Genomic DNA, 18,023 nt, shown 5'->3' with positions numbered 1-18,023 from the left:
GACCACGGTTGGGCGGTGGCGTCCAGGCTGGTGGGGAGCGGCTTTAGAGCGATGGGCAATGAGCCATGCGGCTTGGATTTCTGGGCCGACGCCTTTGTCTGTGTCTTTGTCTTTGATTGCTGATTGACTGACTGGTGTCATGCGAACGTCTCGCGTAGCGGCCGATTTTACTTGGGGTTTTGCCCCTTAAAATTGATGATCGGGTAGGTCTTCAGCCTGCCCTTTTGGCCCGATCAAAGGGGCAAAAGAGGGGTCCCCAAGTCAAATCGGCCGCCCCCAGGATCAGCTACAGCGCTACCGCCCTGCGCTCGACGAACCACCCCAAGCAATACCTGTCCTGCACGCTGCGCACCACCCCAAGTCCCGAAACCCCCTCCTGAAACCCCGTCCCGAAACCCCTCCCCGAAACACCCAACCACCCGGAAGCGCACGAAAAGACCCACCGGCCACGTCCCGATCCACCGTCGCCGTAGGCTCCTCCCGTGCAACGCTGGCGAGGGCTGGATCACCTACCGGGCGGCTGGGGTCGCTGTGTCGTCACCATCGGTGTCTTCGACGGGGTGCACAAGGGGCATCAGGCGTTGATCGGGCGTGCCGTCGAGCTGGCCCGGCAGCGGGGGGTTCCCAGTGTGCTGATGACCTTCGACCCGCATCCCTCCGAGGTTGTGCGGCCCGGTAGTCATCCCGCTCAGTTGACCACCCTCCGGCGTCGGGCGGAGTTGGTCGAGCAGCTCGGTGTCGACGTGTTCTGCGTGCTCCCCTTCACCGTCGAGTTGTCGCGGATGCCCGCCAACGAGTTCGTCCACGAGGTCCTCGTCGAGAAGCTGCACGTGGCGGCTGTCGTGGTGGGGGAGAACTTCACGTTCGGGCAGAAGGCGGCGGGGACCGTCGACCTGTTGCGCCACCTCGGTCAGAGGTTCGGTTTCGTCACCGAAGGAGCAGACCTAGTGACAGACACGCAGTCGGGTGACGACGCGGTGACGTTCTCCTCCACGTACATCCGCGCGTGCATCGACGCGGGTGACGTGGCCGCCGCGGCTGCGGCGCTCGGGCGGCCGCACCGGCTCGAAGGGATCGTCGTGCGGGGGGACGGCAGGGGGCGGGAGTTGGGGTTCCCGACCGCGAACCTGTCCATGACGCGGTTCGCCGCGGTGCCCGCCGACGGGGTTTACGCGTGCTGGTTCGTGCACTCGGACGGTCGGCGGCTGCCCGCCGCCGTGTCGGTGGGGACGAACCCGACGTTCTCCGGGCGCGAACGCCGGGTGGAGGCGTTCGTGCTCGACATCCAGGAGGACTTCTACGGTCAGCGGGTGGCGCTCGACTTCGTCACCAGGGTTCGCGGGCAGCTCAAGTTCGACAGCGGTGAGGCGCTCGTCGTCGAGATGCACCGGGACGTCGACAAGGTCCGAGCGCTGCTGGAACAAGGCTGAAAGCGACCTTGCGTCTCGTCTCGGCCTGGCAAGATGCCTCCAGGGAACGTGTAGCAGAAGGACAGGGAGAGGCGCGGCAGGTGGAGGACCACAAGATCGTCCAGCGCAACATCGCGTTGCAGCGCGAGTGGTACGGGGAGCCCCTCGGCGACCGGGTGCGCCGACTGGTGGTCGCCTTCCGCGTGTCGCAGGCGCAGCTCGCCGAGGTGCTGGGGATCAGCGCGCCGATGCTCAGCCAGGTCATGTCCGGTCGCCGCGCGAAGATCGGCAACCCGTCGGTGCTGGCTCGGATGATCATGCTGGAGCGCAAGGTGCTCACGCCGGACGTGGCCACCGGTGCCCCCGAGGCGCTCCAGCGCGCCCTGGAGGACGTGCGGGTGTCGAAGCCGACGGTGAGCCGCGACTCGCTGCCGGTCAACGGCGCGGACAACGAGGCCCTGGTGCTCGCGGGCCTCCGCCGGATCGCGGACCGGCGTGAGCTATCGCAGGCCGCCGACGTGCTCGGTGAGGACTTCCCCGCGTTGGCCGAGCTGCTCCGCCGGGCGGGCAAGGGTCGCTGAATCGGGTGGACTTGTCATCACCCGTTGGTCCACACTGACGGCGTGCTGTGAGTCGCGAAGTGCGGTCGAGCACGCCGGGCGCTCCGGTCGGGTGCACGCCTGGTAACCTCGACAGTTGGGTCTGGCTGCGTTCCGTGGCGGCCAGTACCGACTAACCCCATCCGGGTCTCTGGTGGGGCCGCACGGAACCGAACACGCACAAGGAGAACCACCTAGTGGCACTGACCACTGACCAGAAGAAGACCATCCTGACCGAGTACGGCGTCCACGACACGGACACCGGCTCCGCCGAGGCCCAGATCGCGCTGCTGAGCAAGCGCATCAGCGACCTGACCGGGCACCTCAGGACCCACAAGCACGACCACCACTCGCGTCGCGGGCTGCTGCTGCTGGTCGGCCGTCGCCGCAGGCTGCTCAACTACCTCGCGAAGGTGGACATCAACCGCTACCGCTCGCTCATCGGGCGTCTCGGTCTGCGTCGTTGACACGTACCGAGGGGGAGTGACCGGCTTCGGTCACTCCCCCTCGGCGTACAACCCGGTTCCGGTGTAGAACCCACAGGGTAGGAACCAGGACCGGGTAGATCCAAAGAGGAACCAACAGGGCCAGCACGCCGCGAAACGGGACGACCAGTTCGCCGGTCCTCGGTAGTGGTTCCCTGGACGGGCTGAGCGCCAAGGGGCGCTCGCGTAACGCCAGGGGACTTCGATCGAAGACCGGCCTCGTCCGAACCGCGATCCCGCGCCCGAGCGCGCTGCGGCCAAAAGACGAACGAGGAGTTCACTGCATGACTGAAGTAGAGGTCCACGAGACCGCGGCCGTGATCGACAACGGCAAGTTCGGCACCCGCACCATCCGCTTCGAGACCGGCCGCTTCGCGCGGCAGGCCGCGGGCAGCGTCGTCGCCTACCTGGACGACGAGACGATGCTCATGTCGGCCACGACGGCGTCGAAGCACCCCAAGGAGCACTTCGACTTCTTCCCCCTCACGGTGGACGTCGAGGAGCGCATGTACGCCGCGGGCCGCATCCCCGGCTCGTTCTTCCGCCGCGAAGGTCGCCCGTCGACCGACGCGATCCTGACCTGCCGCCTGATCGACCGGCCGCTGCGTCCGTCCTTCGTGGACGGTCTCCGCAACGAGATCCAGGTCGTCATCACGGTGATGAGCCTGAACCCGCAGGACCTGTACGACGTCGTGGCGATCAACGCCGCGTCCGCGTCGACGCAGCTCGCGGGCCTGCCGTTCTCCGGCCCGATCGGTGGCGTCCGCGTCGCCCTCATCGAGGGCCAGTGGGTCGCGTTCCCGACCTACGAGCAGCTCGAGAAGGCCGTGTTCGACATGGTCGTCGCGGGCCGCGTCGTCGGTGACGACGTCGCGATCATGATGGTCGAGGCCGAGGCCACCGACAACGTGATCGACCTGATCGGCGAGGGCGCGACCGCCCCCACCGAGGAGGTCGTGGCCGCGGGTCTCGAAGCCGCGAAGCCGTTCATCAAGGTCCTCGTCGAGGCGCAGGCCGAGTTGGCCCGCGTCGCGGCGAAGGAGACCGGCGTGTTCCCGACGTACCCGGCGTACCAGCCGGACGCGTTCACCGCCGTCGAGGAGGCCGCTTCCAGCGACCTCGCCGCCGCGCTGACCGTGTCGGGCAAGGCCGACCGCGAGTCGCGCATCGACGAGGTCAAGGCCGCCACGCTGGAGAAGCTCGCCACCGCGTTCGAGGGTCGCGAGAAGGAGATCGGCGCGGCGTTCCGCTCGCTGAACAAGAAGCTGGTCCGCCAGCGCATCCTGCGCGACAACGTGCGCATCGACGGCCGCGGCCTGACCGACATCCGCTCGCTGGGTGCCGAGGTCGCGCTGATCCCCAGGGCGCACGGCTCCGCGCTGTTCGAGCGCGGCGAGACCCAGATCCTGGGTGTCACCACGCTGAACATGCTCCGCATGGAGCAGCAGATCGACTCCCTCACGCCGGAGACGCACAAGCGCTACCTGCACCACTACAACTTCCCGCCCTACTCGACCGGTGAGACCGGCCGGGTCGGTTCGCCGAAGCGCCGCGAGATCGGCCACGGCGCGCTCGCCGAGCGGGCGTTGATGCCGGTGCTGCCGAAGCGCGACGAGTTCCCCTACGCGATCCGCCAGGTCTCCGAGGCGCTGAGCTCCAACGGCTCCACCTCGATGGGCTCGGTCTGCGCGTCGACCATGTCGCTGCTGAACGCCGGTGTGCCCCTCAAGGCGCCGGTCTCCGGCATCGCGATGGGTCTCGTCTCCGACGAGGTCGACGGTGAGACGCGCTACGTCGCCATCACCGACATCCTCGGCGCCGAGGACGCGTTCGGCGACATGGACTTCAAGGTCGCGGGCACCAAGGAGTTCGTGACGGCGCTCCAGCTCGACACCAAGCTGGACGGCATCCCGTCCGAGGTGCTGCGCAAGGCGCTCGGCCAGGCGCGCGACGCGCGGCTCACCATCCTGGAGGTCATGGCCGAGGCCATCGACGCCCCGGACGAGATGAGCCCGTTCTCGCCGCGCGTGACGTCGGTCAAGATCCCGACGGACAAGATCGGCGAGGTCATCGGCCCGAAGGGCAAGATGATCAACTCGATCACCGAGCAGACCGGTGCCGACATCTCGATCGAGGACGACGGCACGATCTACGTCGGCGCGGCGGACGGCCCCTCGGCCGAAGCGGCGATCGACATGATCAACGCGATCGCCAACCCTCAGCTCCCGAAGGTCGGCGAGCGCTTCCTGGGCACCGTGGTGAAGACCGCGGCGTTCGGCGCGTTCGTCTCCCTGCTGCCGGGTCGTGACGGTCTGGTCCACATCTCCAAGCTCGGTGGCGGCAAGCGCATCGGCAAGGTGGAGGACGTCGTCAAGGTTGGCGACAAGCTCCGCGTGGAGATCGCCGACATCGACCAGCGCGGCAAGATCAGCCTCATCGTGGTCTCCGAGGAGACCGCTGCTCCCGAGGCCGCTCCGGCCGACGGCGCCGACGCCCCCGTGCCCGCGGAGTCCGCGGCGCAGTGACGATCAGCGACATGGCGGCGGCCGCGAGTGCTACTGGCACTCGCGGCCGTCCGCGTTCCAGCAACCCCGGCCACCTCCAGAAGCCGGGGACGACGCGTCAGCTCGAACCGTCGGTGCGCCGCAGCGTGCTGCCGTCGGGTCTGCGCGTGATCACCGAACAGATCCCCACGGTGCGCTCGGCGTCGGTCGGCCTGTGGGTGCAGGTCGGCTCGCGCGACGAGCGCCCCGAGGTCGCGGGTGCCGCGCACTACCTGGAACACCTGCTGTTCAAGGGAACCGCGAACCGCACGGCGGCGGCCATCGCCGAGGAGATCGACGCGGTCGGCGGTGAGCTCAACGCGTTCACCGCGAAGGAGCACACCTGCTACTACGCCCACGTCATCGACGAGGACCTGCCGCTGGCGATGGACCTCGTGTCCGACGTGGTCTTCGAGGCGCTGTGCGAGGAACGCGACTTCGAGACCGAACGCGGTGTCGTGCTCGAAGAGATCGCGATGCGCGACGACGACCCGGAAGACCTGCTGCACGACGCGTTCTCCGAGGCGCTGATGGGCGGTCACGTCCTGGGCAAGCCGGTGCTCGGCACCGAGGAGTCCATCGGCGCGATGAGCCGCGACGCGCTGTTCACGTTCTACAAGCGCCGCTACACGCTGCCGAAGATGGTGCTCGCGGTCGCGGGCAACGTCGAGCACAACCAGGTGATGCGCTTGGCGCGCAAGGCTTTGGGCGACCGGCTGCGGCGGGAGAGCAGCCCGGTCGCGCCGCGCTCCGGGCGGGCGCGCATCACCCCGGCGACGAAGCTGGTGCTGCACACCGACGACACCGAGCAGGCGCACCTGATGCTGGGCGTCCGCGCGCTGGACCGGCACGACGAGCGGCGGTTCGCGCTCAACGTGCTCAACGCGGCGCTGGGCGGCGGCATGAGTTCCCGGCTGTTCCAGGAGGTTCGCGAACGGCGTGGCCTGGCGTACCAGGTGTACTCGTCGATCGGGTCCTACGCGGACACCGGCAGCCTGTCGGTCTACGCGGGCTGCCAGCCGGACCGGCTCGGCGACGTCGCGGGCGTGATCCGCGAGGTGCTGCACCAGGTCGCCGACGAGGGCCTGTCGGACGCGGAGGTGGCCCGCGGCAAGGGCCAGTTGCGCGGCGGGCTCGTGCTCGGGCTGGAGGACACCAGTTCGCGGATGTCCCGCATCGGCAAGGGGGAGCTGAACTACAGCGACTACCTGTCGGTGGACGACACCCTCGCCAGGATCGACCGGGTGACCGCGGCCGACGTCGCGCAGCTCGCGAAGGAACTGCTCCGACGGCCGGTCGCGGCGGCCGTGGTCGGCCCGTACGACCACGCAGACGACCTGCCGTCCCAGGTACACGAGGTGATCTCATGACGAAGCGTTCCGAGTCCGACGGGCCGCTGCGCGTCGGCGTGATCGGCGCACTGGGCCGGGTCGGCGCCGAGGTGTGCGCCGCGGTCGAGGTGAGCGGCGACCTGGAACTGGTCGCCAGGATCGACGCGGGTGACGAGCTGTCGACCCTGGTCGACGCCCGCGCCGAGGTGGTCGTGGACTTCACCCACCCGGACGTCGTGATGGACACGCTGCGGTTCTGCGTGGACAACGACATCCAAGCCGTCGTCGGCACCTCCGGGTTCGACTCGGCGCGGTTGCAGACGCTGGCGGAGTGGCTGGAGGGCAAGCCGGAACTGGGCGTGCTCATCGCGCCGAACTTCGCCATCGGCGCCGTGCTGTCCATCCGCTTCGCCGAGATCGCCGCGAAGTACTACGACTCCGCCGAGGTGATCGAGCTGCACCACCCGCGCAAGGCGGACGCCCCGTCCGGCACCGCGGCGCACACGGCCCGGCTCATCACCCAGGCCCGCCAGGCCGCCGGGATGGCTCCGATGCTCGACGCCACCACCCAGGAGGCCGACGGAGCCCGTGGGAACCTCGTGGGGGACGTGCGGGTGCACTCGCTGCGCATCGCGGGCCTGATCGCCCACCAGGAGGTCGTGTTCGGCACCGAGGGCGAGACGCTGACGCTCCGGCACGACTCGCTGGACCGGAAGTCGTTCATGCCCGGCGTGCTGCTGGCCCTGCGGTCGATCCACGACCACCCCGGCCTGTCGGTGGGGCTCGACGAGTACATGGACCTGTGACCGGCTCGTGAGGACCTCGTCGCGATGAAGACCCGCACCGTCGCCCTGCTGCTGACCGCCGTGCTGGCGGTCTACTTCGCCATGCTGGGCGGCAAGGGCGTGTTGCTGATCGGCACCGGTGACCCGGTGGGCGTCGGGCTCGGCATCGGTGTGCTGATCCTGCCGCTGATCGGCGCGTGGATCGCCTGGACGAACCTGCGGTTCGGCCTGAAGACGGAGAAGATGGCCCGGCAGCTCGCCGACGAAGGCGGGCTGCCGGACACGAGTTCACTGCCCCGCAGGCCGTCCGGCCGCGTCGACCGCGACGCGGCCGACGCGTGGTTCGAGGACCGCCGCGTGGAGGCGGAGGCCGAGCCGGACGACTGGCGCTCGTGGTTCCGGCTCGCGCAGGCCTACGACCTCGCGGGAGATCGCGGCCGGGCCCGCGAAACGATGCGCAAGGCGATCACGCTGTACGGCTGATCGGATTTAGTTCCGTCTCAAGTCGAATTCCGCCACCGGCCTTTCCGGTGCTCGCCGGAGTCGGTGTGGACCAGTGGTCCCCACGCCCCCACCAGCCGGTCACGCAACGGGGGCGAGTCGTCACGTCGTGCTCCTGACCTGGCGGAAGAGGACCGGTCAGGTTCCGCACCGATATCGGGCAATCACGCTGCGTGTGGAATTCCGAAAGATCGCGCGGTGAAAAGCCAGGTGAATTCTTGTTCATCCGGCCTTCACTCGTTTGCGACTTGGATTGTCCGGTCGACAGTTCGTATCGTAACGGTGTTGGCTTTCGATGGAGGGGCACACCGTGGGTACCCGCGTGCGGCTGCTGGTCGCGTTCCTGGTCATCGCTGCGGCTTTCGGGGCGTCGATCGTGCTGACCTGACACCCCCTCAGCCCGAGGTCGCGCGCCCGCGGCCCTCCTCGTCGTCGTACACGTTCGCCCAGTGCGTGAAGACGTCGTGGGACTCCTCCTCGCTCAGCGCGAGCCCGTCCAGCACGGCGTGCTTGTCCCGGTAGAACGCGAGGGCTCCCTCCTCCTCCAGGAACACCGTCGTGAGGTCGGATTCCGCGTACGCCACCGGTTTCGCGTGGCGGGTGAACGTCATCAGCGCCGACGGGTAGCGCAGCGCCGGGTGGCCAGGCGCGGTGAACGGGACGACGCGCAGGGTCACGTGCGGCCACTTGCACATGAACGCCAGCCGCATCATCTGGTCGTGCATGGTCCGCGAACCGCCCACGACGAGCCGCAGGGCCGCCTCGTGGAGGTAGAACGTGGACCGGGCACCCTCCTGCGACCTCAGGTGCTCCTGGCGGTCCAGCCGCTCGCTCATCACGTCGTCGACGAAGTCGTGCGCGCCCGTCGTCTCCAGCAGCGCCCGCGCGTACCCCACGGACTGGAGCAGGCCGGGGATCACCATGGTGTCGTAGCTGGTGAGCGTCAGCGCCGACCGCTGGTGCATCACCATGCACAGCAGGCCGTCCGAGGTGATGCCGGTGTGCCGCCGGACGAAGTAGCCGATGTCCGGCTCCTGCGCGAGCCGCATGACGCGCTCGCGGGTCGCCTTGTCCGCGCCGCTCTTGCCGAGGAACGTGCCGATCTCCCAGTCGCTGGTGCCGCGCCAGCCCTTCTCCAGCTTGCTCAGCTTCGCCGTCGACCACTCCAGCTCGTCGCAGAACGCGGCGCCGCGCAAGCCACCGCGCTTGCGCGCTTGGCGCAGTTCCTGGCCGAGCTCCCGGCTCTGCGCGGTGGTGACGCGCGCGGGCGGCTTGTCTTCCGTCTCCATGACGCTCGACGGTAGTGCCCTCGGAGGGGTGGAACAGGCTGCCAGGCAAGGGATTCCGCCCCAAGGGAGTACCTCTGGGACCTTGTTGGCCGTGGGTCCGAGGTCAGTGCAGCCAGCCCGCCATCACCGCGGGGGACGCGGCCAGGACGGTGAACCGGGCGAAGCGACCCGCCGCCCCGGTCGCCACGAACAACGCCGTCGACATGCCCGCCAGGCCTGCGAGCACCGTGGTGAACATGAACGGCGGCAAGCCGACCACCGAGCTGACCGCGTGCGTGCCGAACATCCAGTGCGGGTGCCGGTGGCAGCGGACGCGGACGGTCTCCAGCCGCGCCCTCCACCTCAGCTTGAACTCCGAGGGCGGTTTCCCGATCTTCTCCTTGCGCCGCAAGAAGGCGGGCAGGTGCAGCGAGCCGCGCGCGGCGAAGAAGTACACCAGCTTGCCGAGCACCTGGCCGACCGCCACCGCGAGCCCGATCCACCAGCACGAGATGTGGGGTTGCTGGGTCACCAGGCCGATCACGAACAGCTCGATGCTGATCACCGGGAGGATCGCGGATCCCAGTGCTACACCGAACGTGAGGGACAACCAGGCGAGGACCACCCGGTCGAGGCTAGCAACAGTTCAGTGCCGCAGGAGTAGGGCCAGACCCCCGGTCACCCGGATTTCGCGCAATGGACGCCCGGCGGCGTCCAGCGTTCGCACGGTCCCGTCCGGGTCCCAGCCGACGCGCGCGTAGAACGACTTCGAGGCCGCGTCGGCCTCCGGGATCCACGCCACCGCACGGGTCGCGCCCTGCTCGCGCAACGCGTGCGCGGCCGTGGCGACGAGCCGTCCGCCGTGCCCGCGCCGACCCCAGCGCGGCTCCACGAGCAGGGTGCTGACCAGCGCGGTCGTCTCCGCGTCCGCGGGCAGCGAGCCGTCGGCGTTCTGGACCTCCTGGTCCGGGGCGGATCCCGCGACGACGAACCCGACGGTCCACTCGCCCTCGGTCGCGAGGAACACGTGCGCGTGCTCGACGGCGTCCGCCCACGCCCGTTCGGCCTCGGTGAAGTCGAACGCCTCGAACACCTCCGGCGGCAGCAGGCCGTCGTACGCCGTGCGCCAGGTGTCGAAGTGGATGCGGGTGATCACCGCGACGTCGTCGAACTGTGCGGGGCGCACCGCGGCATCGGCCATGGGGGAAATCTAGTGTGCCGATCCCGGCGCGTTCCGCTCGGTGCCCGGAGGGCCGGTGAGCGGCCTCGACGCCCGGCTCACCGGTCCGCCTCCCGGCTGATCAGGCCCGCCTCGTGCGCCAGGACGGCGGCCTGCACGCGGTTGCGCACGTCCAGGCGGTCCATCACCGACGTCATGTACGCCTTCACCGTGCCCTCCACCAGGTGCAGGCGGCGGCCGATCTCGGCGTTCGACAGGCCCGCGCCGACGAGCGCGAGGACGTCGCGCTCGCGGGCGGTGAGCGCGTCGACGCGGGCTCGGGCGGCGGTGGCACGGGTCAGGTGGCCGCCGTGGAGTTCGGCGATCACCCGCTGGGCGATGCGCGGCGACAGGTACGCGGCGCCGTCGGCGACGGCGTGGACGCCCGCCAGGAGTTCCCGCGGGTCGCCGGCCTTGAGCAGGAAGCCGCTGGCCCCGCCGCCCAGCGCGCGGGCGATGTACTCGTCCTCGCTGAACGTGGTGAGGATGACGACCCCGGTCTCCGGGACGAGCCGGTGGATCTCGTCGGCCGCGTCCAGGCCGTCGAGCACCGGCATCTGCACGTCCAGCAGCACCACGTCGGGGCGGTGCGCGACGGCCAGGTCGACCGCTTCACGGCCGTTCGCGGCCTCGGCGACGACCTCGACGTCCGCGTCGGTGCCCAGGATCGCCCGGATGCCCGCCCGCACCATGCCCTCGTCGTCGGCCAGCAGCACCCGGATCACTCGGCGTCCCTCCGCATCGTCGCCACCACGGCGAACCCGCCGTCCGGCCGGGGCGCCGCGTCCAGGGTGCCGTCCGCCGTCCGGACCCGTTCGGCCAGCCCGGTCAGGCCGTGGCCGCCCGTCGCCGCGCCGGGGGAGGACGACGGTCCGTTGACGACGCTCACGACCAGGGTCGTCGACGTGCGCCGGACGCGGACCTCGACCGGCGCGCCGGGTGCGTGCTTCGCGGCGTTCGTCAGCGACTCCTGCACGACCCGGTACGCGGTCCGCGAGTCCGTCGGCTCGCCCACGAGCCGGACGTCCATCCCGGACGCCACCGAGCGGCGCACCAGCGACGCCAGGTCCTCGGTGTCGTCGCGCAGCAGACCGATGATCTCGCGCAGCCGTTCCGTCGCGTCGGAGGTGCTGGCCCGCAGGTCGCCGATCGCCCGGCGGTGCGGTTCGGGGAGGTCCGGCGACAGTTCGAGGGCACCCGCGCGCAGGGCGATCAGCGTCAGCTCGTGGCCGAGCGAGTCGTGCATGTCCCTGGCGATGCGGGTGCGCTCCCGCTGCCGCGCCCGGCGGGCGTCCTGGCGGAGCCGTTCGGCCAGCGCGAGGTGCTGGCGGCGGTAGCGGCCGACGAACCACGGCAGCAGGACTGTGAACGCCAGCGCCACCGGTGCCTCGGCCCAGTTCCACGGGCTCCGCGCCAGCAGCGCCGTGGACACCGCGCCGACGACCGCCGCGCCGACGAGGAGCCGGGTGCCGTCGATCCAGCGGCCCACCAGGTAGCCCGGTGCGAGCAGGGCCAGGCCGAGCAGCGCCTGGCCGGGGGGAACGGCGCCGGACGACGTCATGGTGAGGGAGTTCCACACCGCCACCGGCACCGCGACCAGCAGCAGTACCACCGGGGCCGCGCGGCTCTTCACCAAGCCCGCCAAGTACTTCTCCGTCCTCGTGCGGGGGAGTCCCGTGCCCCCGAGGTTAGGGAGCGCGGGGCGGCGGCGCACCGGGCGAACGGGAAGGTCGGCTGCTGACCTTCGTCAGTTTTTGTCGGTGCTCGGTGGGAGTATCTGGATCGTGCAGACGATGAGAGCGGACGTGGCCCGTCGGATCGCGCTGGGGGCCCAGGGGTTCACCGATCCCCGGCCCGCCGCGCCGCCCGGACGCAGGCACCTCCAGCGCGCGTTGTCGCGGGTCCAGTTGCTCCAGCTCGACTCGGTGAACGTGGCCGTGCGCGCGCACTACATGCCGTTGTTCAGCAGGCTCGGGGCGTACGCGCCGGAGTTGGTGGACGACGCCGCGTGGTCGCACTCGGCCCGGAAACCCCGGCTGCTGGTGGAGAACTGGGCGCACGAGGCCAGCCTGATCCCGGTCGAGGACTGGCCGCTGCTGCACTCCGGGGCGAAGCGGGCCGGGTGGTGGAACAACTACCGGCCCATCGCCGAGCAGGCGCCCGAGCTGGTCGACGGGATCATGCGGGTGGTGAAGGAGCAGGGGCCGATCGGGGCCGGGGCCATCGAGCGGGAGCTGCTCGGGGAGGGGTCTCGGTCGACCGGGCCGTGGTGGGGGCGGTCGGAGGTCAAGCGGCTGTGCGAGTACCTGTTCGGGCTGGGGGAGTTGACGACCGGGTCCCGGAAGAGCTTCGAGCGGTTGTACGACCTGCCGGAGCGGGTCCTCCCGGCTTCGGTGCTGGCTCGGAGCGTGGATGCCGAGGAGGGGGCTCGGCTGTTGGTGGAGCGGTCTGCCGTGGCTTTGGGCGTGGCGACCGAGCCGGATTTGCGGGACTACTACCGGTTGGCGCCGCAGGCCAGTCAGCGGGCGGTGGCGGAGTTGGTGGAGGCCGGGGTGTTGGAGCCGGTGGCGGTGGAGGGGTGGGTGGCGCCCGCTTATCGGCACGTGTCGGCGAAGGTGCCGCGGAAGGTGGTGGGGAGGGCGCTGCTGTGCCCGTTCGACCCGTTGATCTGGGAGAGGGCTCGGACCGAGCGGATCTTCGGGTTCAGGTATCGGATCGAGATCTACGTGCCTGAGGAGAAGCGGGTGCACGGGTATTACGTGTTCCCGTTCTTGTTGGACGGGGAGTTGGTGGCTCGGGTGGATTTGAAGGCCGATCGGGGGGTGGGGGTGCTGCGGGTGCAGGGGGCGTTCGCGGAGCCTGGTCGGGATGGGGGGCGGGTGGCTGTGGAGTTGGCTGCCGAGTTGAGGGGGATGGCGGAGTGGTTGGGGTTGAGTGGGGTTGAGGTGATGCCTCGGGGGGATTTGGCTGGGGTGCTTCGGGCGGTGGTGGGGTAGGGGGTTGGGTTTGGGGCGGGTTGGGGGGCGGTTTTTGGGGAGGGTTTGAGGGTCCGGGTTTGAGGGGGCCGGGTCCGGGGGCTGGTGGGTTGAAGTGGGTGGGGTGGGGCTCCGCTTACCCCCGCTCGCGCAATTGTCTCCATCGTCGATCTTGGTTTGTCAAGGCGGGAAAGATGCCTTGACAAACCAAGATCGACGAGGAGGGCGCTTGGTATCGGGGGCGGGGAGGGTCTGTTCGGGAGCCCCTGGTTGCGTGCTTTCGTTGGGGGTGCGTGGTGGGGTGAGGTGCGTGCTTCCGCTGGGGGTGCGTGGTGGGTTTGGTTGGGTGCTTCCGCTGGGCGTGGTTGGTTGGTTGGTGGATTGGCGCTTTTGTTGAGTCGGTGCATTGCGTTCTGTGCATGAAGAAACGGCGTGCGCATCGGGGGTGCGCACGCCGTTGGTCATCTTTGTGTGTTGTCAGGTGGTGGCTGTGGTGACCAGTGCGTCGCCGCTGCCTGTCCTGCCGGTGATCACCAGGCTTGGTTCTTCTGCCGGCGGTTGGGTTGAGACGTCCAGTTCGCTCTTCGCCTTGCCGGAGCGGGAGGAGACGTCGATTTGGGCGTTGGTGCCCGCGCGGATGCCGATGCGGATTTCGCCTGATCCTGTGGCCAGGGTGATGCGTCCTGTTGCCGCGTCGGCGATGGTGACGTCGCCGCTGCCGGTGCGGATCTGCACGTCGTGTTGTACCGCGCCCAGCCAGACGTCGCCGGTGGCGGTGTAGAGGATCGTGTTGCCGCCGATGGAGGAGACCTCTACGTCGCCGCTGCCGGTCTTTGCCCTCAGGCCTGCCAGCATGGGGCCCAGGCGCAGGTCGCCGCTGCCGGAGTTGACCTCCGCTGCGGCGTCGGCGCGGTCGGCGGTGATGTCGCCGGTGCCGGTGGTGACGTCTAGCCTGCCTGCCGCGCCGGTGACGGACACGGTGGCGGAGCCGGTCTTGCTCGTGACGTGCGAGCCGGACGGGGCGCGGACGACGACTGCTAGCGGGATCGCGCGCAGTGGCAGTGCCTTTGAGGACTGGACCTTCAGGCGTTGGCCGACGAGGTCGATCCTGGCGTCGCGCACGGCTTCCGCCGGGCCCGCGGGTTGGGGCTTCTGGTTGTTGCCGAACTGGTCGTTCACCCAGCTCAGCAGGCCGCTGAGGCCCGCTGTCCACGACTCGCCCGCCGACGGGTCGTAGCGGAGTTCGACGTGCACGCCCGGCTCGTCGACCAGGTGCACCTGCACGCGGCCGGAGATCAGCGCGATGTCGATCTCCACGACGCCCTCGGCGTCGAAACTCTGTTGTCGGACCACATCTGACTCGGTCATGACCACTGCTCTCCCCTTCAGCCCTGTACCCAGCCGCGGACCTGCGACTTGCCGCCGCCGCCCTTGGTGTCGTCGCGGTCCTTGGTCGATTCCTGGTGGCCGCCCCACGGGCCGCCCTGGTGCCCCCACGGGCCCTTGCCGCGGCCGTGCCCGTGGCGCGACGAGTTCAGCGCGCCCGCGACGGCCTGCGAGACGAACGTGTTGAGCGAGACGCCCTGCGTCGACGCGGCCTGCTCGGCCTTCGTCTTCAGCTCGTCCAGCAGGCGCAGCGTGATGCGGCTGATGTCACCTGTGGCGTCACCGAAGGCGGTGCGCAGGGGAACTTCCTGCTGGCGCGGGTCGTCGTCGTGGTGTGAGTCGTCCGAGCCGCCGGTGACGACGACCTGCACGTCCCGACCGTCCAGCCGGACCTCGACCACGCGGTCGTCCAGCGAGGCCGTGACCTCGGCGGCGAGGTCGGACAGCGCGTTCATGATGGCCAGCCGAGCGGCGGGCTCCAGTGCGCCGGACAACGCGGCTGCCGTGCGTCGGGTGTTGTCGTCCCCGGCGGACGCGGCGGTCGCGAGGTCCTCGCGCAGCGATGCGATGTACGGCGAAAGATCCATGACACCACTATGACGTCACCGATGACGTCAGTCAAGGAATCCGTGACATCAAATTGGTGTCGGGTAGCTCTGGGTGAACGCATCTGGCGTTTTCGTACCCGGATGAGTGACAGCCCACGCTGTACGCTGTTGGGTTTGCCTCAGGTTGCGTAGATACTCTGCTCGGCGTAATCGAAGCTGGAGAGAGGCTCGTAGTTGTGACCGAGACGGTGTCGCCGAAAGTGCAGTTGATTGCTAAGACCGAGTTCATCCCGCCTGTGGATGTGCCGTGGTCGACCGACACCGACGGTGGTGAGGCGCTGGCCGAGTTCGCGGGTCGCGCGTGCTACCAGTCGTGGAAGAAGCCGAACCCGGCCACGGCCACGAACGAGGGCTACCTCCGGCACATCCTCGAGGTCGGCCACCTGTCCGTGCTGGAGCACGGGACGGTCACCTTCTACATCTCCGGCATCTCCCGGTCGCTCACCCACGAGCTGATCCGGCACCGGCACTTCTCCTACTCGCAGCTCTCGCAGCGGTACGTGCCCGAGCGCGACGCCGCGATGGTCGAGCCCGAGGTCATCGCCAACGACCCCGAGCTGCACGCCCGCTTCATGGCCGCCGCCGAGGCCAGCGTGTCCGCGTACAACGACCTGCTGAAGGGCCTGGAGGAGAAGTTCGCCGACGTGCCCAGCGCGACGCTGCGCCGCAAGCAGGCGCGGCAGGCGGCCCGGTCGGTGCTGCCCAACGCCACCGAGACCCGCATCGTCGTGACCGGCAACTACCGCGCGTGGCGCCACTTCGTCGCGATGCGGGCGTCCGAGCACGCCGACGTGGAGATCCGCGACCTGGCCGTCGAGTGCCTGCGCCAGTTGCAGAAGGCCGCGCCGAACGCGTTCGCCGACTTCGCCATCTCGTCCCTGCCCGACGGCAGCGAAGTGGCGTCCAGCCCGCTCGTCAGCGAAGGCTGAGGTCGCGGTGAGGCGGTTGGTCGTCGACGTCCGACCGGGTGACTACAGCGTCGTTCGGCTGGCGCCCGACGCACCCGTGCCCGCCGGCCTGCTGGACGCGCCCGGCCTGGTGTCGGTCACGCGGACGCCCGACGAGCTGTCGATCGTGTGCCCGACGGAGGTCGCGCCCGAGTCGGACACCGGCGAGCACGGCTGGCGGCTGCTCACGGTCCGCGGCCCGTTGGAGTTCACCCTGACGGGCATCATGGCGGCGCTGTCCGGCGAGCTGGCCGCGGCGGGCGTGAGCCTGTTCGCGCTGTCCACCTACGACACCGACCACCTGCTGGTGAAGGACGAGAACCTCGAACGGGCGGTGCGCGCGCTCAGCGAGGCGGGCCACGACGTGGTCCGCGACTGAGTCACACCGGACCCCCGGCCGCCGATAGAACCAACAAATCACGAATCCGTGAAACCCGGCGGCCTTCCGGACGGTCTCAGCTAGGGTCCGGCTGGTCCATTCGGTTGAGGAGTCGCGTCGGTGAACCCACAGCAAGGCGTGTCCGCGCAGCCCCGCGTGATCGCGGGCAGGTACACCCTGCTCGTGGAGCTCGGCCGCGGTGGCATGGGCGTCGTGTGGCGGGCGCAGGACAACGTCATCGGCAGGCACGTCGCCATCAAGGAGCTGCACCTCCCGGACGGCGTGCCCACCGAGGAGCGCCACGTCCTGGAGGAGCGCGTGCTCCGCGAGGCGCGCGCGGCCGGGCGGCTGAACGACCCGGCCGTGGTGACGGTGTTCGACGTGGTCGTCGAGAACCGGATGACCTACATCGTGATGGAGCTGGTCGAGGCGGCGACGCTGTCGACCCTCATCAACCGGCAGGGCCCGATGCCGCCCGAACGGGTGTCGTCCATGGCGCAGCAGTTGCTGTCCGCGCTGGAGGCCGCGCACGCGGCGGGCATCGTGCACCGCGACGTGAAGCCCGGCAACATCATGGTCCGCCCGGACGGCCGGGTGAAGCTGACGGACTTCGGCATCGCCCAGGCCGTGGACGACCCGCGCCTGACCACCAGCGGCAGCCTCATCGGCTCGCCCGCGTACATGGCGCCCGAGCGCATCCACGGCAACGAGGCCTCACCCGCGTCCGACCTGTGGGCCCTCGGCGCGACCCTCTGCTACGCCATCGAGGGATTCAGCCCGTACGAGCGCGCCTCCACGGCCTCCACGCTGCACGCCATCATGAACGAGACCCCCCGCCTGACCAGGGCGCACGGCGTGCTGGCCGCGGTCATCACGGGTCTGCTGATGGCCGACCCGAACGCCCGCCTCAACGGCCCCCAGGCGCGCGCCATGCTCGAACGGCACGCCGCCAACCCGACCCCGCCGCACGGCTTCACGCCCACCCAGGCGTCGACCGCGCAGTACCCGAACGCCCAGGCGAAGCCCAAGGCGAGCACCGCCCGCCGGGTCGCGTTCATCACGGCGGGTGTCGTCGCGGCCGCCGCGGTGTTCACCGGCGGCATCTACACCCACAAGTTCTTCGACACCGCGTCCGCGGGCGGGGCCGACGCGGCGCCGACGCTGACCTACGGCCTCACGGGCGACATCCCGGTGTTCGAGCTGTACGACAAGTACTGCTCGGACGGGAAGTTCGAGAAGGCCAACCAGTTCAAGAGCGGCAGCGCGGTGGAGTGCACGTCGTCGCACAACCTCCAGGTCTTCACGGACTCCGACACGCTCGGCTCCAAGAAGGACCTGGCCTACCCCGGCGTCGCGGCGCTGAGCGCGTACGCGGAGAACTACTGCTCGATGTTCTTCGCCTCGGGCCGGGTCTCCTACACCGACAAGTCCGAGCTGAAGTTCGGCGCGCTGGTGCCGACCGACAAGGCGTGGGACCCGGAGAAGGGCACCGGCGACCGCAAGGTCTTCTGCCTGGCCTGGCGGGCGGACGGCGGGAAGATCGACAAGTCGATCGTCGTCGAGGAGTCCTGAGCGGTACTCAGGAGTA

At 69.7% G+C, this 18,023-nt stretch carries 18 protein-coding genes; 11 read left to right on the top strand and 7 right to left on the bottom strand.

Translation table 11 applies throughout. The features are described 5' to 3' along the window. Nucleotides 1-482 precede the first annotated feature (482 nt). The 7 genes from NZH93_RS16255 (at nt 483) to NZH93_RS16225 (ending at nt 7,635) form a co-directional block, all read left to right on the top strand. Nucleotides 483-1,430 (top strand): bifunctional riboflavin kinase/FAD synthetase, encoded by a 948-nt coding sequence (locus NZH93_RS16255; RefSeq protein WP_259623900.1) that lies wholly within the window; start codon nt 483-485, stop codon nt 1,428-1,430. Between the two features lie 80 nt (nt 1,431-1,510). Then, nucleotides 1,511-1,990, top strand: a complete 480-nt coding sequence (locus NZH93_RS16250) for a helix-turn-helix domain-containing protein (protein ID WP_259623899.1) — start codon at nt 1,511-1,513, stop codon at nt 1,988-1,990. Between the two features lie 215 nt (nt 1,991-2,205). Continuing rightward, nucleotides 2,206-2,475: a 30S ribosomal protein S15 gene (gene rpsO, locus NZH93_RS16245; protein WP_106187937.1), complete on the top strand. Its 270-nt coding sequence runs from the start codon at nt 2,206-2,208 to the stop codon at nt 2,473-2,475. Between the two features lie 302 nt (nt 2,476-2,777). Then, the gene (locus tag NZH93_RS16240) at nt 2,778-5,018 is read left to right on the top strand and encodes a polyribonucleotide nucleotidyltransferase (protein ID WP_259623898.1); all 2,241 of its coding nucleotides are present in this window, start codon (nt 2,778-2,780) and stop codon (nt 5,016-5,018) included. Nucleotides 5,019-5,029: 11 nt separating this feature from the next. After that, nucleotides 5,030-6,406, top strand: a complete 1,377-nt coding sequence (locus tag NZH93_RS16235) for a M16 family metallopeptidase (RefSeq protein WP_259623928.1) — start codon at nt 5,030-5,032, stop codon at nt 6,404-6,406. Continuing rightward, nucleotides 6,403-7,173, top strand: coding sequence for a 4-hydroxy-tetrahydrodipicolinate reductase (gene dapB, locus NZH93_RS16230; RefSeq protein ID WP_259623897.1), 771 nt, complete (start codon nt 6,403-6,405; stop codon nt 7,171-7,173). Before NZH93_RS16235 ends, dapB begins: the two co-directional genes overlap by 4 nt. Before the next feature lie 24 nt (nt 7,174-7,197). Then, complete coding sequence (locus NZH93_RS16225) at nt 7,198-7,635, top strand: tetratricopeptide repeat protein (RefSeq protein WP_259623896.1); 438 nt, start codon at nt 7,198-7,200, stop codon at nt 7,633-7,635. A gap of 413 nt (nt 7,636-8,048) precedes the next feature. Here the strand turns inward: NZH93_RS16225 and NZH93_RS16220 are convergent, their stop codons facing one another. From NZH93_RS16220 to NZH93_RS16200, 5 genes are all read right to left on the bottom strand, one after another. Continuing rightward, the gene (locus NZH93_RS16220; protein ID WP_259623895.1) at nt 8,049-8,942 is read right to left on the bottom strand and encodes a helix-turn-helix domain-containing protein; all 894 of its coding nucleotides are present in this window, start codon (nt 8,940-8,942) and stop codon (nt 8,049-8,051) included. A 103-nt stretch (nt 8,943-9,045) separates the two neighbouring features. After that, the gene (locus NZH93_RS16215) at nt 9,046-9,546 is read right to left on the bottom strand and encodes a YqaA family protein (RefSeq protein WP_259623894.1); all 501 of its coding nucleotides are present in this window, start codon (nt 9,544-9,546) and stop codon (nt 9,046-9,048) included. Nucleotides 9,547-9,567: 21 nt separating this feature from the next. Next, complete coding sequence (locus tag NZH93_RS16210) at nt 9,568-10,122, bottom strand: GNAT family N-acetyltransferase (RefSeq protein WP_259623893.1); 555 nt, start codon at nt 10,120-10,122, stop codon at nt 9,568-9,570. A gap of 77 nt (nt 10,123-10,199) precedes the next feature. Further along, nucleotides 10,200-10,865 (bottom strand): response regulator, encoded by a 666-nt coding sequence (locus NZH93_RS16205; protein WP_259623892.1) that lies wholly within the window; start codon nt 10,863-10,865, stop codon nt 10,200-10,202. Beyond that, nucleotides 10,862-11,785 carry a sensor histidine kinase gene (locus NZH93_RS16200; protein WP_259623891.1) on the bottom strand — a complete coding sequence of 308 codons (924 nt, stop codon included), beginning with the start codon at nt 11,783-11,785 and terminating at the stop codon, nt 10,862-10,864. The genes NZH93_RS16205 and NZH93_RS16200 overlap by 4 nt, the downstream gene beginning before the upstream one ends. 148 nt (nt 11,786-11,933) lie before the next feature. Here NZH93_RS16200 and NZH93_RS16195 point away from each other — a divergent pair, with 148 nt between their 5' ends. Further along, nucleotides 11,934-13,136, top strand: coding sequence for a winged helix-turn-helix domain-containing protein (locus tag NZH93_RS16195; RefSeq protein ID WP_259623890.1), 1,203 nt, complete (start codon nt 11,934-11,936; stop codon nt 13,134-13,136). A 456-nt stretch (nt 13,137-13,592) separates the two neighbouring features. Here the strand turns inward: NZH93_RS16195 and NZH93_RS16190 are convergent, their stop codons facing one another. Both NZH93_RS16190 and NZH93_RS16185 read right to left on the bottom strand, forming a co-directional pair. After that, nucleotides 13,593-14,483: a DUF4097 family beta strand repeat-containing protein gene (locus NZH93_RS16190; protein WP_259623889.1), complete on the bottom strand. Its 891-nt coding sequence runs from the start codon at nt 14,481-14,483 to the stop codon at nt 13,593-13,595. A 17-nt stretch (nt 14,484-14,500) separates the two neighbouring features. Then, nucleotides 14,501-15,088, bottom strand: a complete 588-nt coding sequence (locus tag NZH93_RS16185) for a toxin-antitoxin system HicB family antitoxin (protein ID WP_259623888.1) — start codon at nt 15,086-15,088, stop codon at nt 14,501-14,503. Nucleotides 15,089-15,285: 197 nt separating this feature from the next. Between NZH93_RS16185 and thyX the strand changes: the two genes are divergently transcribed. The 3 genes from thyX (at nt 15,286) to NZH93_RS16170 (ending at nt 18,007) form a co-directional block, all read left to right on the top strand. Next, nucleotides 15,286-16,038: an FAD-dependent thymidylate synthase gene (gene thyX, locus NZH93_RS16180; protein ID WP_259623887.1), complete on the top strand. Its 753-nt coding sequence runs from the start codon at nt 15,286-15,288 to the stop codon at nt 16,036-16,038. Nucleotides 16,039-16,045: 7 nt separating this feature from the next. Beyond that, nucleotides 16,046-16,435, top strand: a complete 390-nt coding sequence (locus NZH93_RS16175) for an ACT domain-containing protein (protein WP_259623886.1) — start codon at nt 16,046-16,048, stop codon at nt 16,433-16,435. 120 nt (nt 16,436-16,555) lie between these two features. After that, a complete protein-coding gene (locus NZH93_RS16170; protein WP_259623885.1) occupies nt 16,556-18,007 on the top strand; it encodes a serine/threonine-protein kinase in 1,452 nt (483 codons plus the stop codon). Nucleotides 18,008-18,023 lie beyond the last annotated feature (16 nt).

It is taken from the genome of Umezawaea endophytica (genome assembly GCF_025061645.1).
In the GTDB taxonomy this organism is placed as follows: domain Bacteria; phylum Actinomycetota; class Actinomycetes; order Mycobacteriales; family Pseudonocardiaceae; genus Umezawaea; species Umezawaea endophytica.
The sequence above is the reverse complement of the archived record's forward strand: the minus strand, read 5'-3'. Positions and strand labels throughout refer to the sequence as shown.